This window comes from Dysgonomonas sp. ZJ279 (assembly GCF_011039205.1).
Taxonomy (GTDB): domain Bacteria; phylum Bacteroidota; class Bacteroidia; order Bacteroidales; family Dysgonomonadaceae; genus Dysgonomonas.
In genome coordinates, this window is record NZ_JAAKEL010000001.1 from 567,819 (window position 1) to 585,050 (window position 17,232).

Genomic DNA, 17,232 nt, shown 5'->3' on the forward strand with positions numbered 1-17,232 from the left:
ATAATACTATCTTATTTAGTCTTGGAATTTTGCTTTCAAGAACTCACGGTTTAAGCGAGCGATATTGCTGATCGAAATATTCTTAGGGCACTCTACTTCACAAGCCTGTGTGTTAGTACAGTTTCCAAAGCCTAGTTCGTCCATTTTACCAACCATTGCTTTCGCACGGCGGGCAGCCTCAACACGTCCTTGAGGAAGTAATGCTAATTGGCTTACTTTTGCAGAAACGAATAGCATAGCCGATCCGTTTTTACAAGCAGCAACACATGCACCACAACCGATACAAGATGCAGAGTCCATAGCTTCGTCGGCATCTGCTTTCGCAATTGGAATTGCATTAGCATCAGGAATACCACCTGTATTTACACTAACGTAACCACCTGCTTGCATAATTTGGTCGAAAGCTGTACGATCAACCATCAAGTCGCGGATAACAGGAAATCCTGCCGAACGCCAAGGCTCAATCGTAATAGTTTCACCATCTTTAAATTTACGCATGTGCAACTGACAAGTCGTGATATCTTCGTCCGGTCCGTGAGGATGACCATTTATGTAAAGACTACACATACCGCAAATACCTTCGCGACAGTCGTGGTCGAATACAATTGGTTCTTTTCCGTCATTGATCAAACCTTCATTCAATATATCGAGCATTTCAAGAAATGAGCTTTCGGTAGAAATGCCATCAAGCGGATATGTTTCAAAAGCTCCCTTTACTTTAGGACCTCTTTGACGCCAAACTTTTAATGTTATATTTATTGTTTTATCCATTGTTTCTTAAAGTTACAAGTTACGGGTTACGAGTTACGAGAACTGCAAGGCAGCAACTTATTATTAATAAATAAATTAATCTTTTATACGAGTTTTTATAGACTTTATTAATGAGGATACCATTTTTATAATTTCATTCACTAAGATTTCAACAGACTCTGCTTTATTTTTCTCTAAGAAACCTAATTCTACAGATATAATAACTTGAGTTTCTAATTCAGATGCAGAACCTAGTGCTATATATAAGAATTGTATCAGTTCTTTATCTGAATTTCTGCCACATCCTTCAGCTATATTCGATGGTATTGATACAGAACATCTTCTTAGTTGTGAAACCAAACCAAATTGTTCGGATTTAGGATAAGAATCGGTAATTTCATAAATCGACTTTACTAATTCGATTCCTTTTTGCCAAACAATCAGGTCTTTATGGGTTTTCATCATTTCATTTTCTTGAAGTTACGGATTATTAATTGTTCTCTCACAATTGGTAACTCGTAACTTGTAACTCGTAACTAAAATTACGCTTTATAGTTACGTTGTTGTCTTACAACAAATTCATAATCAAGAGGCTCTTTGATAAGTTCAGGAGCAGCTTCTTCGCCTGTGTATTTCCAGCACGAAACATAAGAATACAGGTCATCTTGTCTCAATGCTTCACCTTCCGGTGTTTGATACTCTTCACGGAAGTGTCCGCCGCACGACTCGTTACGGTTCAAGCCGTCGTAAGCCATTAACAGACCTATTTCGATAAAGTCGTCAAGACGTAGCGCTTTCTCTAATTCTGTATTCAAATCGCTGGCTTCACCAGGGATGCGAACATTAGACCAAAATTCTTTTTTCACTTCTTTCAGTTCAACGATAGCTTTCTCTAGAGATTCTTTTGTACGTCCCATACCAACATTGTCCCACATGATAAGGCCAAGTTGCTTGTGGATAGAATCTACTGAGCGTTTTCCTTTTATGCTCATTAATTTAGCGACTTTTTCCTTGATTGCATTTTCTGCTTCTTGGAATTCAGGAAGATCAGTACTGAAACGAGGTACAGTAATCTGATCAGCTAAATAATTTTGAATAGTATAAGGCAATACGAAATATCCGTCAGCCAAACCTTGCATAAGAGCCGATGCTCCAAGGCGGTTAGCTCCATGATCAGAGAAGTTAGCTTCTCCAAGAGCATATAGCCCTTTTACAGAAGTCATCAACTCATAATCAACCCAGATACCACCCATTGTGTAATGGATAGCAGGATAAATCATCATCGGAGTTTCGTATGGATTATCATCTACAATTTTTTCATACATTTGGAAAAGGTTACCATATCTGGCTTCTACTGCTGCACGTCCTAAACGTTCGATTGCTGCAGAGAAATCAAGATAAACTGCTAGTCCTGTCGATCCGACACCGAATCCGGCATCACATCTCTCTTTAGCAGCACGTGAAGCAACGTCACGAGGTACAAGGTTACCAAACGCAGGATAGCGTCTTTCCAAGTAGTAATCTCTATCTTCTTCTTTAAGTTGAGTTGGTTTTAATTTACCTGCGCGAATAGCTTCTGCATCTTCTTTCTTTTTGGGAACCCAGATACGGCCATCGTTACGAAGTGATTCCGACATCAAAGTAAGTTTTGATTGGAATTCTCCGTGAACAGGAATACAAGTAGGATGGATTTGAGCGAAGCAAGGGTTTGCAAAGTAAGCACCTTTTTTGTATGCTTGTATCAATGCCGAACCATTCGATCCCATTGCATTTGTAGAAAGGAAAAATGTATTTCCGTATCCACCTGTAGCGATTACTACTGCATGAGCTGCAAAACGCTCTATCTTACCTGTTGTAAGGTTGCGGGCAAGTATACCTCGTGCACGACCGTCGATCATAACAACATCGACCATTTCGTAACGGGTATAAAGTTTTACTGTGCCTTTGTTTACCTGACGGCTTAGGGCAGAGTATGCGCCTAATAGCAATTGTTGTCCTGTTTGTCCTTTAGCATAGAACGTACGGGAAACCTGAGCTCCACCAAATGAACGGTTGTCTAGAAGACCACCGTATTCGCGTGCAAAAGGAACTCCTTGAGCTACGCATTGGTCGATAATGCTGTTCGCTACTTCGGCAAGGCGATGTACGTTAGCTTCACGAGCACGGTAGTCACCACCTTTTATTGTATCGTAAAACAGACGGTAAACAGAGTCACCATCGTTTTGATAATTTTTTGCTGCATTGATCCCCCCTTGTGCTGCAATAGAGTGAGCACGACGAGGTGAGTCTTGGATACAGAAGTTTAATACATTGAAGCCCATCTCTCCAAGAGATGCTGCTGCCGATGCTCCTGCAAGACCAGTTCCTACTATAATAACATCTAAGCGACGTTTGTTGGCAGGGTTCACCAGTTTTTGGTGAGCTTTATAGTTAGTCCATTTTTCGGCCAATTGACCTTCTGGAATTTTTGAATCTTTCTTCGGATCTAGTATAGTACTCATATCTGTTTTTCTTTTAATCTTTAACAAAAATAATCACAGTCTGCTTAAGCGAATAAGCAAAGTGATTTTGCGTAAAAATAGATGGTTACAAAAGCAAATCCCAGACAAATAACAGTCGCAAGTACTTGTCCGATCACTTTCCAGCGATTCATCCAAATTTTGCTATTCCATCCGATAGTTTGGACAGAGCTCCAGAATCCGTGAGACAAATGGAACCATAGTGCCACATACCATACCAAATAGGCTATTACAACCCATAGGTGACTGAAGTAGTACTTAATAAATGCAGCTCCATCTTGAGGGGAAACCATATTTCCGCCTAGTTCTACTTCGTGATGTCCCATTATTTCAGCAAACATCATTTTGTACCAGAACTGGCTAAAGTGAAGTAACATGAACCCGACAACGATTATGCCCAGCGCTAGCATGTTTTGAGAAGCCCACTCTACGTTTTTAGGACGAGAGTTTACTGCGTAGCGGTCGTTACCACGTGCTTTACGGTTTTGAAGCGTTAAGATAATCGCGTAGATAAAGTGGATTGCAACGATTGCACCCAAACCTGCAGTTGCTGCTACGGCATACCAATTAGCACCTAATAAAGCACAAATGGCATTGTAAGCATCTTCCGAAAACACAGCTGTCACGTTCATCGAGACGTGAAACAACAAAAATAAGACAAGAACGATGCCTGAAATACTCATTATCAGCTTCTTGCCAATAGAAGATTTAAGTAACCAACTCATAAATTAAATTTGTTTTAGTTATTTTAGAATAGTTAATTTTTTAGTTGTCGATATAGAAAATAAACATAAGCTATCGGTTTTTTCTATTACCTTACAAAAGTAGATTAAATAAAGGGATTATCAAAGGGAAATGCAAGCCTTTTTATCAAAATGCTTTTTCTGTTTTTGTTTTAAATAAGCCGAAAAAATAAGAGTTGCAAGACTAAATTACATGAACTTACACGCTAACTTGTAAACTTGTTCAGCCGATTTTTTCCACGAATATTTTTTTATTTGCTCCAATCCTTTTATTCGAAGTGATTGTCGTAAATCCGCATCACTAACTAATAGGTTTATTTTATTTGTAATATCGTTCACATCGAAAGGGTCGACATATAAAGCGGCATCTTCACTTACTTCACGCAAGGCGGGTATATCTGAATTAATAGCGGGACAGCCAAAAGTCATCGATTCTAATGGAGGTAATCCGAATCCTTCATATAGAGAAGGATAGACTGAAAGAAGAGCATTTTGATACATTGTTTGAAGCGCTTCGTCATCAATATACCCGGGCAAATGGATGTTTTCTCCTACCAGTTCTTCTAAATCGGGTGTATTGAACGCCTTAAAGCGCATTCCTATGATATATAGTTTGATCGATTTATCTTCAATCTGATTGAATGCTTTGACAAGGCGGATAAAGTTTTTTCTTGGATCCATCGACGAAACGGCAAGGATGTATCTTTCGCTATCAGGGGCCGGTTTGTAATTTAATATATCCTCTTTGGATGGCTTATTATGAAAGGGTACATTGCTATGTATTACATGTATTTTCTGGGGATCAAGTCCTAATGTTTGTACAATTTCGTTTTTCGAAAACTCACTGACTGTAAGTACAGCATGTGCTTTGCGACCGATACGAGGCATCATATAATGGTAGAAGCGATAGTAATTTTTAGAAAACCATTCGGGATAACGCTCGTGCGATACATCGTGAATGGTCATAATCTGATTGTTGTAGTTTAATGGGCCACAGCCTGTAAAGCTTATCAAAAGAGGACTGCCTATGCTTCTTAGATAACGGGGCAGTGATATTTGTTCCCAAAGATGGGTGTTCAATGAACCGCATTTCACAGTTTTAAAACTGAATTTGTAGTCAGGATGTATTTCTTTGGGTACAGCAACATGAAAATCGACACCCATTTCGTGGAGCTTATTACATATTTCGAAGGCATAGCGATGTACCCCTGTTGCTTTCTGAGTTAAATATCTACCGTTTACTACAAACATATTTTATTGGTTGGGTATTTCTATATATATTTTCTTTCTGAACCAGCTTTTCTTGATAAAGCACTTGGTAAGCCCTATCCAGAATCTCATTTTGAAGCGTTTCCATGCTTTATTCGATACTTTAGCATCGGCGAAATAGTCACAATCGGCCAGTATATTGAAGTACTCTTTCTTTTGTTGCATTCCACCTTTCAGAAACTCAATGTGATGTGTTGCTGTTTTTGATTTAGGAAAAACATAGAAGCGTCCTTCTTTTATATTCGGTACGTAGGGATATTTATATTTTATATAACTGGGTACATGTACGGGCATATTTTCTGAAATCCAGATATAGTTACCTTTGTTATCTCTCAGAAAATTAGATATATGACATTCAGGGAATAGCTCGAAATCAAATAGTTTTGGATTATTTCTTATATAATCAGATTTAATAAGGGCGAAGTCTGTCGCTAGCCCATAAGACTTATCGTACCAGTCGGCACTAGCCCAAACGGCATATTGTGATTGAGAGAGTAAATGGGCGTATTTGGTATGGATAGTATCCGTATAGACCCACGTATCGGCTTCCAGTATTAATGTATAATCGTATTCTTTGGGGATATACTTAATGCCCTCCATTAACAATTGAGAGTTGCCTTTACGATGTCCTGCGTTTTCTTCCAGTATGACGAGCTTATCTATAAGAGGTAATGATTCGGAAGGTATTTCATAGCCTTTGTTCTTACCATTACTAACAACGATTATATAATACTCATTTTCCTTCCATGTGTCGGATATGATTTGGAGATTATATTTCAGATCTTCAATTCTGTCATAAACACGTATAAGAACAGCTATCTTCATCTGAATTATTTTGTATGCCAGGTCTCTAAACCTTTTTTCGTAAAAGTGTATGGCTGTACTTTACCTCCCAGTTTTTCTAAGGCCTTGGCTACTTCGAATCTAGTGTTGCCCGGGCAGTAAAAAAATACATATCCACCGCCACCGGCTCCGGATATTTTGCCTCCTGAAGCACCTGCGTTTATTGCAGTATCGTATAATTCTTCAAATAAGGGAGTTGTAATGCCATCAGCCATTTCTTTTTTGAAAGTCCAGCTTCGGTGAAGAATATCCCCAATTTCGTCGAGATTGTTTTTTAGAATAGCTTCTTTTATTTCGTAAGCTTGCTGTTTGATACCATGCATAGCCTCTATCGATTTTTCTTTATTCTCAGTTACGTTCTTCTGTTGTTTTTCGATGATATCACCCGAATTGCGGCTCGAATTGGTGTAGTATAGTAACAGGTTGTTGGACAATTCGTTAATGGTTTCATTCTTTATTCTTAAAGGATTGACAATAACCTTGTCATCCGAATAAAATTCCATGAAGTTGAAACCTCCGAATGCTGCAGCATATTGATCTTGTTTTCCTCCCGCTTGCTTCAAATCTACACGCTCTATAAGGTAAGCCAAATAGGCCATATCGTATTCGCCTAATGGCAAAGATAACCATTCTGCATAAGCACCTAATATGGCAATAGCAAGAGTAGATGAAGTCCCCAATCCTGAGCCAAAAGGCACTTCTAAAGCGCAAGTCAGTGTGAAGGATAAAGGAGCGTCAACGAAGTCCTTGACAACGCGATTATATATCCCTTTCATCAAGTCCGCTTTATCTCCTAATATAGTTAATTCTAGAGCGGAATCGAATATATATTCTTCTCCTGTTTGTGGAATACGAAACACAATTTTATTATCCTCTCTTGGCTCTATATTTGCATACGCATATAAACTGATAGTTGCATTAAGAATGCACCCACCAAAGAGATCGGAGTAAGGCGAAACATCTGTGCCTCCACCAGCTAAACCTAGTCTGAAAGGAGCTTTACTTCTATATACCATAATTACTTATTAGGATTTCCAAACAATGTGCTTTCGATTATTTCGCAGATAATATGGCCTATCGTTATATGTGATTCTTGGATGCGAGGGGTGTCTTTAGAAGGCACACTTATACATATATCAGCTAATTTGCCCATTTGCCCACCACCTTCGCCAGTAAAAGCAATAGTGGAAATACCCATTTGTTTGGCTTTTTCGAAGGCTTTAACTATATTTTTCGAGTTTCCGGATGTAGATAATCCAATAAGAACATCGCCTCTACGTCCGATACCACTTAACAAACGAGCATATACAACATCGTATGAATAATCATTGGCAACAGCTGTCAGAAAAGAAGTGTTGCAATGCAATGCGTCGGCTGAAAGAGGTTGTCTGTCAATGTAAAATCTACCTGATAGCTCGGCGGCTAGATGTTGAGCATCAGCAGCACTTCCCCCGTTTCCGGCAAAATAGGCTGATCCTCCTGCTTTTATTCTATCAATGATTAGCATAGCTGCATTTTCTATCTCTTTAAGGATCGATTCATTTTCTATCAATTGTTTCTTTACATCAATAGATTCTTGTAGACGTTGTTTTATAATATTCATAGCTATTGTTTTACTCGTTTCGTAAAGATATTACAAACTTAGAGAGATTTTCATAATAAGCATTTATGTTTTTAAATATTTTATCATTTTTAGGGTATTTATCACCGACCAAAACTGTATACATACCTGCTTTGTTGCCGAATTCGATATCGGAACGGCTGTTACCTACCATAATAGATCGCTTGAAATCGACCTGAGGGAAATCTCTTTTTGTTTGAAAGGCCATACCTATATTGGGCTTTCTATTAATTGATGTTGAATCTATATCTGAGCAGAAATAGATTTTAGATATTCGTCCACCGGCTTTTTCAATTTGTGATAGCATATAAGAATGAATGTTATCCAATTCTTCGGTAGTCATAATGCCACGACCCACACCTCGCTGATTGGTTATAATAAATATATCTTCGAATATCTTTGTCAATAGGGCGATGGCTTCGATAGCTCCCTCTATGAAAATAAATTCCGAGATGTTTTTTACATAATCATCCGGTCTTTCTTCATTGATTACACCATCTCTGTCTAGAAAGACATATTTAAATTGCTTATTTTGCATTGACATAGGTATATGGATTGTTCTTCTTTATGTCAGACTCTCTGAATTTTGTCCAAAGCGATGCAGGCAGCAATCTTTTTAAATACTGTTTGATATAGGCATTCCGTATATACCTCTTAAAGTAAGAAGAGTTAGGATCGGCTCCATTCAGTTTAATTTGCATATCGACCAATTCTTTCGAGCGTCTTATGCTATTTTGTACACTCAAGCCTTCCAGAGCATCGTATGAACAGACAACAACGGGGATGTGCTTAAATTGATAGCCTTCTCTTAGAAGTTTAAGAGAAAGGGCTGTATCTGCGACAATTCTATAAGAGGTATCAAACTTTGTAGCTTTTGCTATGTCGCTTTTTATAAATGCCGCCTGATGCGAAAAAGGCATGTATTCATTCGTATTGCACTCGTCACCGGCGGGAACGATATAGGCTATGTTTTTTAGCCTGAATTCTGCATCACCATAAATGATTGCATATTTATCAATATCGGTATCAGTAGAGAAAATATCTTTTATAGCATTATCGGAATAGAAATAATCTCCTGCATTCATGAAATTGATCCATTTTCCGGTAGCGCGATCTATTGCTTTATTCATTGCATCGTATATGCCTTTGTCGGGCTCACTAATCCAATAGGTGATCCTATCGCGATACTTTTTTATGATATCAACTGTGCCGTCTGTAGACCCTCCGTCAATCACGATATATTCGATATAGGGATAGTCTTGGCTAAGTACACTTTGTAAAGTTTTTTCAATAAACTCCTTTCCATTGTAAACAACGGTTACTACAGATATAATGTCACATCGTTGCTGCATATAGTAGTATTATATTCTGTTTTTGAAATCTAAATTTGCCTTTTCAAAGTCTGATGGAATTCCGATATCTATAAAATAAGAGTTTTGTTCACAACCATATATTTTAAGAGAGTCTAGTCTTTCTTCCATCACATCTTTTTCAAAAGAAAATTTTTTGGGAAAATCGAGATTGTTAAATATGTTTTTGTTTATCAGATATACTCCCCCATTAATCAATCCTTGAGTGCAGTATTGCTTTTCATTGAATTTTACTATGCGCCCTTCTGAGTTTGTTTCAACCGATCCATATCGGTCAAAATCAGTCATCGATTTTAGTGTAATAGATATATCAGCGGATTTTTTATCGTGAAAATTTATTAAAGCATCTGTATTAATATCGAAAAATGTATCGCCGTTTATAACAAGTGCTTGCTGAGTCTGAACTTTCTGAAAAGCTAATTTTATAGCCCCTCCCGTTCCCAGAGGCTCACTCTCTATGACATGTGATATTTTTACAGAAAGGTCTAAGGTGCTAAGCCAGTTGATGACAATGTCCGATTTGTATCCTAATGATAGGATAATATGTTCAAAATTCTCTTTTATCAGATAGCTTAGTAAATAATGAAGAAATGGTTTGCCAGATACTTCTGCCATACATTTTGGGACATCTTTCACAACCGATTGCAGTCTGGTTCCAAGGCCTCCGGCTAATATTATACATTCTTTCATATCAATTTATATTTGACTTATCGGGTCTTTTTTAGAAATTTCTCTTCGTTGATTGGAATATACCTTAGGTAAAAAGACATAATATTTATAAAATAAGAAGTAAAAGAAAAACAAATACAGGATCATATTGAGATCCGTAAAACCTTTTACGTTCATAATCATGTTGTAGATGAGTAATGCTATTATCAAAAAATTTAATGTCCAGTCTTTAGTAAAGCATTTTATCCCTACATACGCGCTATAGAAGAAATACATAATCATTCCCGGAACACCGATGTAAAACATAAGTCTTGTATAGCCTACATCACTACCAAAGAAGGCCATGTTACCATTGCCAATAATGAATGTTTTAAAATCGTTGGGAGCATATAACATACCTATTATCCCGTTCGAAGATGCAGTCTCTATCCGTCCCTCTTTTCTGAATCGGTCAAACAGTTCAAAAGCCCATTCTGTAAAATCGGGAAAGTATATATAGCAGAGGGCATATCCGACCACTAGAAGGAGTAATAATATTCCAATGAAATTTATTCCTTGGCGTCTCTGAGGCTTAACATCGATGAAGAATAGTATAGCAAAAACTACGAAACTGGCAGTGAACCCAATGACAGTAGTTCTGGCTGAAAATAAGCCTACATAGAAAATAAATGCATATAATAGTGCCAGGAAAATAAAAGTTTTGATATTCATTTTTATTTTCAGGAATAGGTACATTATGAATATAAGCGCATACCCGGCTACAATTCCGGCTCCGAAAAAACCTATTCCATACCCAATAAGCCGTTCTTTTTCAGCTATCTCTTTCGTTTCTTCATCAACAATAGATTTTAATTGAAGAGAAAAGAAGAAATCGTTGGCGGCTTCGTTGAAGAACATAATTAAAGTTATTACACTTTGTAGAGCAATTGCAGCGATAATATATCCAAGAACTGTATAAATAGTAGGGTTGCCATGTATCCGATACATGAAATATATGATCATATAAGCAGTGAAGAACCATCCCATTTGGCTTCTTATATATCCTGTCATAAAGTCGTCGACAAAGCCATTGACATAAGCGGATATATAGCAGATAAATATTAATATCCCGAAAACTATCAATACCGATACAACTTCTTTAAAAGGAAATTTATGTAATCCGTATAGTATTATGCCAACGATACCGGACATAGAAATAAATGATGAGCCTCGTATTTCTAAAGCTTGTGGATATATTAGGTAAAAGACTAATATAAGTAGTAATGCTTTGGCAATAGTATTTATAATGAAATTTTTCATATTACTATTATCTAAACATTATTTTATAAATGAAGGACTTCTTATATTTCAGCTTGAATATGCATTTTGTATATAAAATTACAAAATCTCTGAATGCATAATTTTTATTTATGTACAAAGCAGATTTTTTCAGTCGTCTTATCACTTTGAGTCCTAACTGTGAATTTGCACATAAACGAAGCCAATGCAGCGACAGTATATATTCGAGATATGCTTCCTCACAGAAAGGCTTGTCTTTATTGCGTTTTATTAATGAAAGCATGAAATCTTCACATTTGTCTAGGTATTCTACTGACGATTGTGTCGGTATGCATTCTGCTACAGACGCATAAATATCTAAATATTCATCTGTTGTGGGTAGCCCCAGCTGTTCACAATGTATCTTGAAAACTTTCTTTTTGTTATCTATCTGAAGCTGCTCGTTCAATGTAGAAACTTGCTGCTGGTGAACACGGTAAAGTAGTAGCGGTTCGCTAAGATTTGCAATCTTGGTTTTATAGATTGCTTTCGACCATAATGCATAATCTTCTACATGAAGGTATTGCATTTCGAAATTAAGATCGAGTTCAGTAAAGACGCGTCGACGAATCATTACAGCAGGATGACATATTCCGGATTTGAATAGTATGTAGGCACGCAATTCGCAGTCATGTAGCGGATTGTGGTGCAAATCGAGTTTGTCAGGCTTGTTTGATCTGAAGGTGTAAAACTGAGTGCTCACAACATCGTGATCGTTATTGCTTTCAAGAAAGTCAACTTCTTTTTCTATTCGGGTAGGAAGTGCAATATCATCCGCATCCATCCGGGCTATATAGTCTCCCGAGCATAATGTAATCCCTTTGTTGAGAGTTTTGATCAACTTCAGGTTCTCATCATTGTTTATAACCTTTATTCGAGAGTCTTCTTTTGCCATTTTTGCCAGAATATCACTCGTGTTATCTGTCGAGCAATCATTAATTGCAATTACTTCGATATTACGATATGTTTGGTTTAGTATCGAACTCATAGCTTCTACAACATATTTTTCGACGTTGTAGCAAGGCATTAATACTGATACTAATGGTTGGCTCATTTTTTCTTTTCTGCTATCGAATTAAATATAGATGTGTAGGCGTCTACCATCTTTTCTATTGTAAAGTTGGCAAGATAATATTCTCTTGCATATTCTGACATTTTATTGTGTACGTTGTTATCTGATAGTATATATTCAATCTTTTCTTCAAAAAGATATGATTTGTTGACTATCGAAAAGCCATTCTTCCCGTCTAAAATTTCTGTAATGCCTCCCACGGCAGATGCAACGATAGGAACACCGAACGATAATGCTTCGAGTAACGACATCGGTAAGCCTTCGTAGTTGGATGGCAGCATAAATACATCTGCATATCGAAGATAGATCGAAGCAGAATGAGCTTCACCTAGGCAAAATACATTCTCCGGTAAGTTCGGCATTGTTTCCTTATTTCCTATCCAGACAAAGGCATATTTAGGCATTCTCTTAGCTACGTCAAGAAATAGATCGAATTTCTTTTGTTTCGATATTCGGGAGATGCACATCACTATCTGAGGATATTTTATTTTTATAAGCTCAAGTTCGTGTGTTATACTGTCTTGCTCGTTGCTATGCGTTATGTAATTGTCAGTTACAGCATTATATATGCGAACAACATTTTCCGAAATTCCTTCTTCTCTAAGACAGTTTACATCATATTTGCTTACACCTACAATACGGAATGCTCTGTCTTTTAATTTTTGTTCAACTATCAAGAACTTACGATACCCTTTTCGTATCGAATCGAAACCATGTACTGTATATACGATCTTTTTCGGATTGAATGCCATTCGCCCCAAAGCACCCATTTTGGACGAATGAAGATGAACAACATCCGGTCTGTATTTTATTCTGTAATAAAATAATTTGAGTAGTAGAAAAAAATCTTTCCAAGAAACTCCTTTGCGGTGTTTGCAAAGTTTTATTCTTGTGAAATTACTCCCAAGTTGGCTCCAAGCCTCACCGTTTCCTCCGTACAAAACGAAGACCTCGTGTTTAGGGCTCAAACTCTTGATAAGGTCGGCAACAATTGTTTGCGCACCACCATACTCCGAGACTGTTATTACTTGAAAGATTCTCATTAATGACTTTATATAATTACTCTAAAGTACAAATATAATAGCTTTTATCTACATTTAGAGATGGCAAAGCCTTAATTTATCACTAATGACAATATATTTAAGTGAGTTTAGGCGAGGTTATAGCGAGTTTTTTCCATTTGTAATATCCGAAAATGGAGACAATGAAGAATATAACAAACAAACTTCCCGACATAATATCATGCTGAACAAACAATAATATGCTCGATATAGCATTAGCAGGGATAAGCAATAGCCATTGCTCTACCCATCGGCGCGAAATCATCCATAAGGCTACGATATTGAGCGAAGTGGTCAAAGCATCACCTATAGTCAGATAATTTTGGTCTATGGTGTAATGGATAAGAAGCAGATAAATTATCACAAAAACTACAATAATTCCCCCAATAATCGGGATAATTGAGGATTTTGGTGCATGGATTGTTACGCCACTATCTGTTTCTGTTCGTTTGTATTTTGTCAACCACAATATCCACCCGTAGGCTGATGCAGCAAAAAAATACACATAGATTGCCATGCTAGCATATAATTGTGTGTCGTAGAATATGTATATATAAAAGGCAGCCATGACAATACTGGCAGCCCACATCATAATGTTAGCTTTGTATTCTAAATATAAGTAGAGTAATCCTATAATGGCACCTACTATACTAACCCAGTTATTTTGAACAAATTCTAACATAATATTTTAATTATATAGTGTATAAATTAAAGGGAGTTTAATATAAGTATGATTTACTCTTTATGATCTATATTCCCTCTGTTCTGTCATCCCGATACGTAGTGAGGGATCTTGATTATACTCTCGTTATAGAATGGATAGATCCCTCACTACGTATCGGGATGACAGGAAAGTGTTAAAAGCTAATACCTACTCGTGCCATAATATTACGTGGTGCTTGAGGAAATAACCCTTTGTAAACAGACGGTTTGCTTCCATCGGCAAATTTCTCTGTACTTACCCATGCATTAGCTACATATTCTTTGTTGAACACGTTGTTTATAAAGAATTGCAATTCGATCTTACCTATTTTGTTAGCTTGGAAAGAATATCCGGCTATAAAGTTGGCAACAAAGTAGTCATCTAACTGATTGTCTTTGTTTGATGTATTGTCATAATACATTTTACCAACATATTTATTCACCAGCGAGAAATTCAGATCTTTCATCGGGATAACCGTTATGATCCCGCTTCCTACTACAGTCGGTGAGAAAGATATGTTAGTCGATTTGAAAAACTCCGATTTTTGTTCCACAACGTTCCAATCTTCCATATTATCATAGGTTTTAAAATAAGCTGTGTAATTCTGGATTTTATTGCGGCTTAATGCTGTGTTTGCATCTAAACGTAACCATTTCACCGGAGTATAAGCAGCTGATAGCTCTACCCCCATGCGGTAACTGTCGGGTACATTTTCCTGCAATTTATAGCCAGTATCGCTCAGTTTTCCTGTCTGAACCAACTGATCCCTGTAATCCATGTAATAGAAATTGGCGTCGAATGAGAATGTGGTATTGGCATACCTATATCCAAACTCATAATCGAAGAGACGTTCAGATTCGACATTGCGATTGCCTTTGTGAAGTTCTTTCAGGTCTGCTCGTAATGGCTCTCTATTCGAAATACCCAGAGAGGCATATACTTCGTTGAAATCGTCGAAACTATATGATAAACCAATTTTCGGATTGAAGAAATTGAAGTAATAGTTTTTGCTAAGATCAGCCATGTCGTCATCTGTTCCTTTCATGCGATAATCTATATAACGATTTTGCACTTCGCCAAAGAGTGTCAATCTATCAGCGCCGTCGATCAGGCGATATTCCGCTTTGACAAATGCATTCATATCTCTTTTGGTTGCTTCTTCACGATACCATTCATAGTTGATCGGTATGTTGTTATTAAACATTACCCAAGGTAATTTACCATAATGGGAACCCTCGAAATAGCTGTACATACCACCTCCGCTTAGCGATAATTTATCTTTTTGGTATGTAAGATTTAAGATTCCGACATATAAATTATTCGATAATAATTTTCTGCGTATTACATCCGATTTCTTGTATGTAACTCCATCTATAACTTGAGGTGGTAAACCGAATTTTTCTTCAAGATTTTGCTTGGTTTTATAGTTTTCGTAATAACCATATCCATTGTTATAGCTAAAATTGCCATTGAGAGTAAGATTGCTGTTTAGTTGGCGTGTATAAATTGCTTGTGCAATGTTAGAATAGTAATTATCTGTCTCATTATCGTAGTAACGAATATTCCCTGCTTCATCGGTATATTGCCCAGCTATATTGAATCTTCGGTCTATAGCCATCATTTCGGGATCGACTCCTTCCCATGTTATGCCTGTGTGTTGTATGGCATTGATATAAACAAAGCGAAGCATTTGTTTATCGGTAAAATGAGCAACGGTAGCATAACCCGTTTTATGATCGACCTTTCCATTGCGGATATAACCGTCACCGGTTACTCGTGAATAACGTCCATCTATTGATAATCCGTTTTTCATGATACCAGTTCCCGCTGCAATACTCGATACGAATGTATTGTAACTGCCGATTGCTGTCGATGCCAGCCCGTATGCATCAGGTTTCGAGCCTGTGGTTTGCAGCGAAATACTTCCGCCAAAAGATGCAGCTCCATTGGTTGCTGTTCCTACACCTCGCTGTACCTGTATACTCTGTAAGGAATTAGACAAGTCGGGGATATTTACCCAATATACTTCCTGACTCTCAGGGTTATTGAGTGGCATACCATTTAGTGTGACATTAATGCGGTTGGCATCTGTGCCCCTTATGCGGTACGATGTGTTACCGACTCCCGTTCCGTCTTCAGAATAGGCTACTACGGATGGTAAGGTTTGTAATACAAATGGAATATTTCTCGCAGCATTGTCATTTTTGATTTGTGCTTCGTTGAGATTGGAGTGGGCTATCGGAGCATTTTTTCCTGCTCGTGTAGCCGATACTACAACCTCTTCGAGCTGAACTAGTTTTAAGCTATCAGTTCTCTGCTGTGCATATAGCCCCATACTACCCAGTATAAGAGTAGTTGATATAAAAAGTACCTTTTTCATTTAAATACCTAATTAGTTGTAAGAGGACAAGTATTGTTATCTTCATTACAGATGTTAAACAAAAAAGGGGTTTGATAAGATGGTTTCCCGAATTTTAAGAATATGCGTGTGCGCAAAACACATAATCCATTCCCTCCGCCGGCATTACCCGGATCAGGTTTATATGGGTGTGATCTCAGCCCGTTTTATTAAGGCACCCCTAAGATTTCGGATGTAAAGATATACGATTAATTTGAATTGAAGAATAAACACTTATATAAAAAAAATCTATTAACTATTCTTCCTTATAAATCTATCGTTAGTAGAAAGAAACATTATAAGCTGAATGATCTATAATGAAATGGAAAAGTATTACTTTTGTGCCAAACCAAAATAAATTATCTAGGCAATGAATTTTTACAAACTTACTTTAATTACATTATTCTCTTTAGTTATCGGATTTTCGTTTTCATCGTGTGATAAAAGGAATGATTATTGGAAAGCTGCAACTTTGGATTTTAGTGCAGTTGTTCCTGTCGCTCGACAAGATGGGTATTTTGAGCAAACAATAAGAATTAGAAATGTCGATATTCAGGGATATAGCCCTTCTCGTGAAGATATGATAGATATTCGTAATATTGATTCTTGGTTGTTGTTGTCTAATCTAACACGTTTGGACAGGATCTCTTTTAGAATTGTATTGGATGGAGATACAAGGGTCTTTTATGAGCAAAATGGTGTATCGGGAGACATACAAGGCGAATTTATTATAAATAATGATGTTTACTATTCATTAATGACAGAAGTTATGAATAGGATAAGATATAAAGGCTATGTTGATATAACGATAGTCGGTAATTCTAATATCAGCGATGGTGGTCCTATTGAGTTTAATTTTTCCAATAATATTGATATCTTAATTAGAGATTAAGACGA

Annotated in this window: 17 protein-coding genes and 1 riboswitch; of the genes, 1 reads left to right on the plus strand and 16 read right to left on the minus strand. The window is 37.1% G+C overall.

Annotated elements, in window-relative coordinates:
• Positions 1–15: 15 nt before the first annotated feature.
• The 16 genes from G7Y57_RS02555 to G7Y57_RS02630 form a co-directional block, all read right to left on the minus strand.
• The gene (locus G7Y57_RS02555; RefSeq protein WP_165020601.1) at positions 16–771 is read right to left on the minus strand and encodes a succinate dehydrogenase/fumarate reductase iron-sulfur subunit; all 756 of its coding nucleotides are present in this window, start codon (positions 769–771) and stop codon (positions 16–18) included.
• Between the two features lie 75 nt (positions 772–846).
• Positions 847–1,212: a four helix bundle protein gene (locus G7Y57_RS02560; RefSeq protein ID WP_165020874.1), complete on the minus strand. Its 366-nt coding sequence runs from the start codon at positions 1,210–1,212 to the stop codon at positions 847–849.
• A gap of 80 nt (positions 1,213–1,292) precedes the next feature.
• A complete protein-coding gene (locus tag G7Y57_RS02565) occupies positions 1,293–3,251 on the minus strand; it encodes a fumarate reductase/succinate dehydrogenase flavoprotein subunit (RefSeq protein WP_165020602.1) in 1,959 nt (652 codons plus the stop codon).
• 44 nt (positions 3,252–3,295) lie between these two features.
• Entirely contained in the window at positions 3,296–3,994 is a 699-nt protein-coding gene (locus tag G7Y57_RS02570) for a succinate dehydrogenase cytochrome b subunit (protein ID WP_165020603.1), read from the minus strand.
• Positions 3,995–4,201: 207 nt separating this feature from the next.
• A complete protein-coding gene (locus G7Y57_RS02575) occupies positions 4,202–5,263 on the minus strand; it encodes a glycosyltransferase family 4 protein (protein ID WP_165020604.1) in 1,062 nt (353 codons plus the stop codon).
• 3 nt (positions 5,264–5,266) lie between these two features.
• Entirely contained in the window at positions 5,267–6,106 is an 840-nt protein-coding gene (locus G7Y57_RS02580) for a glycosyltransferase family 2 protein (protein WP_165020605.1), read from the minus strand.
• A 5-nt stretch (positions 6,107–6,111) separates the two neighbouring features.
• Positions 6,112–7,140 carry a dehydrogenase gene (locus G7Y57_RS02585; RefSeq protein WP_165020606.1) on the minus strand — a complete coding sequence of 343 codons (1,029 nt, stop codon included), beginning with the start codon at positions 7,138–7,140 and terminating at the stop codon, positions 6,112–6,114.
• A 2-nt stretch (positions 7,141–7,142) separates the two neighbouring features.
• Positions 7,143–7,727 carry an SIS domain-containing protein gene (locus G7Y57_RS02590; RefSeq protein ID WP_165020607.1) on the minus strand — a complete coding sequence of 195 codons (585 nt, stop codon included), beginning with the start codon at positions 7,725–7,727 and terminating at the stop codon, positions 7,143–7,145.
• Between the two features lie 10 nt (positions 7,728–7,737).
• Positions 7,738–8,283 (minus strand): D-glycero-alpha-D-manno-heptose-1,7-bisphosphate 7-phosphatase, encoded by a 546-nt coding sequence (locus tag G7Y57_RS02595; RefSeq protein ID WP_165020608.1) that lies wholly within the window; start codon positions 8,281–8,283, stop codon positions 7,738–7,740.
• Positions 8,273–9,097: a glycosyltransferase family 2 protein gene (locus G7Y57_RS02600; protein ID WP_165020609.1), complete on the minus strand. Its 825-nt coding sequence runs from the start codon at positions 9,095–9,097 to the stop codon at positions 8,273–8,275. Before G7Y57_RS02600 ends, G7Y57_RS02595 begins: the two co-directional genes overlap by 11 nt.
• Positions 9,098–9,106: 9 nt before the next feature.
• Positions 9,107–9,805, minus strand: coding sequence for a nucleotidyltransferase family protein (locus G7Y57_RS02605; RefSeq protein ID WP_165020610.1), 699 nt, complete (start codon positions 9,803–9,805; stop codon positions 9,107–9,109).
• 6 nt (positions 9,806–9,811) lie between these two features.
• Entirely contained in the window at positions 9,812–11,083 is a 1,272-nt protein-coding gene (locus G7Y57_RS02610; protein ID WP_165020611.1) for a hypothetical protein, read from the minus strand.
• Between the two features lie 7 nt (positions 11,084–11,090).
• Positions 11,091–12,155, minus strand: a complete 1,065-nt coding sequence (locus G7Y57_RS02615; RefSeq protein WP_165020612.1) for a glycosyltransferase family 2 protein — start codon at positions 12,153–12,155, stop codon at positions 11,091–11,093.
• Positions 12,152–13,216 (minus strand): glycosyltransferase, encoded by a 1,065-nt coding sequence (locus tag G7Y57_RS02620; RefSeq protein ID WP_165020613.1) that lies wholly within the window; start codon positions 13,214–13,216, stop codon positions 12,152–12,154. Before G7Y57_RS02620 ends, G7Y57_RS02615 begins: the two co-directional genes overlap by 4 nt.
• 97 nt (positions 13,217–13,313) lie before the next feature.
• Positions 13,314–13,916, minus strand: coding sequence for a nicotinamide riboside transporter PnuC (gene pnuC / locus G7Y57_RS02625; RefSeq protein ID WP_165020614.1), 603 nt, complete (start codon positions 13,914–13,916; stop codon positions 13,314–13,316).
• Positions 13,917–14,091: 175 nt separating this feature from the next.
• A complete protein-coding gene (locus G7Y57_RS02630) occupies positions 14,092–16,317 on the minus strand; it encodes a TonB-dependent receptor (protein WP_165020615.1) in 2,226 nt (741 codons plus the stop codon).
• A gap of 113 nt (positions 16,318–16,430) precedes the next feature.
• A riboswitch (TPP riboswitch) is annotated at positions 16,431–16,528 on the minus strand.
• A 177-nt stretch (positions 16,529–16,705) separates the two neighbouring features.
• Between G7Y57_RS02630 and G7Y57_RS02635 the strand changes: the two genes are divergently transcribed.
• Positions 16,706–17,227 carry a hypothetical protein gene (locus G7Y57_RS02635; RefSeq protein ID WP_165020616.1) on the plus strand — a complete coding sequence of 174 codons (522 nt, stop codon included), beginning with the start codon at positions 16,706–16,708 and terminating at the stop codon, positions 17,225–17,227.
• Positions 17,228–17,232: the final 5 nt, after the last annotated feature.

Bases quoted from the DNA above. Each gene is read 5' to 3' on its own strand.
- G7Y57_RS02555 (WP_165020601.1), bottom strand. From the start codon at position 771: ATGGATAAAACAATAAATATAACATTAAAAGTTTGGCGTCAAAGAGGT.
- G7Y57_RS02560 (WP_165020874.1), bottom strand. From the start codon at position 1,212: ATGAAAACCCATAAAGACCTGATTGTTTGGCAAAAAGGAATCGAATTA.
- G7Y57_RS02565 (WP_165020602.1), bottom strand. From the start codon at position 3,251: ATGAGTACTATACTAGATCCGAAGAAAGATTCAAAAATTCCAGAAGGT.
- G7Y57_RS02570 (WP_165020603.1), bottom strand. From the start codon at position 3,994: ATGAGTTGGTTACTTAAATCTTCTATTGGCAAGAAGCTGATAATGAGT.
- G7Y57_RS02575 (WP_165020604.1), bottom strand. From the start codon at position 5,263: ATGTTTGTAGTAAACGGTAGATATTTAACTCAGAAAGCAACAGGGGTA.
- G7Y57_RS02580 (WP_165020605.1), bottom strand. From the start codon at position 6,106: ATGAAGATAGCTGTTCTTATACGTGTTTATGACAGAATTGAAGATCTG.
- G7Y57_RS02585 (WP_165020606.1), bottom strand. From the start codon at position 7,140: ATGGTATATAGAAGTAAAGCTCCTTTCAGACTAGGTTTAGCTGGTGGA.
- G7Y57_RS02590 (WP_165020607.1), bottom strand. From the start codon at position 7,727: ATGAATATTATAAAACAACGTCTACAAGAATCTATTGATGTAAAGAAA.
- G7Y57_RS02595 (WP_165020608.1), bottom strand. From the start codon at position 8,283: ATGCAAAATAAGCAATTTAAATATGTCTTTCTAGACAGAGATGGTGTA.
- G7Y57_RS02600 (WP_165020609.1), bottom strand. From the start codon at position 9,097: ATGCAGCAACGATGTGACATTATATCTGTAGTAACCGTTGTTTACAAT.
- G7Y57_RS02605 (WP_165020610.1), bottom strand. From the start codon at position 9,805: ATGAAAGAATGTATAATATTAGCCGGAGGCCTTGGAACCAGACTGCAA.
- G7Y57_RS02610 (WP_165020611.1), bottom strand. From the start codon at position 11,083: ATGAAAAATTTCATTATAAATACTATTGCCAAAGCATTACTACTTATA.
- G7Y57_RS02615 (WP_165020612.1), bottom strand. From the start codon at position 12,155: ATGAGCCAACCATTAGTATCAGTATTAATGCCTTGCTACAACGTCGAA.
- G7Y57_RS02620 (WP_165020613.1), bottom strand. From the start codon at position 13,216: ATGAGAATCTTTCAAGTAATAACAGTCTCGGAGTATGGTGGTGCGCAA.
- pnuC (WP_165020614.1), bottom strand. From the start codon at position 13,916: ATGTTAGAATTTGTTCAAAATAACTGGGTTAGTATAGTAGGTGCCATT.
- G7Y57_RS02630 (WP_165020615.1), bottom strand. From the start codon at position 16,317: ATGAAAAAGGTACTTTTTATATCAACTACTCTTATACTGGGTAGTATG.
- G7Y57_RS02635 (WP_165020616.1), top strand. From the start codon at position 16,706: ATGAATTTTTACAAACTTACTTTAATTACATTATTCTCTTTAGTTATC.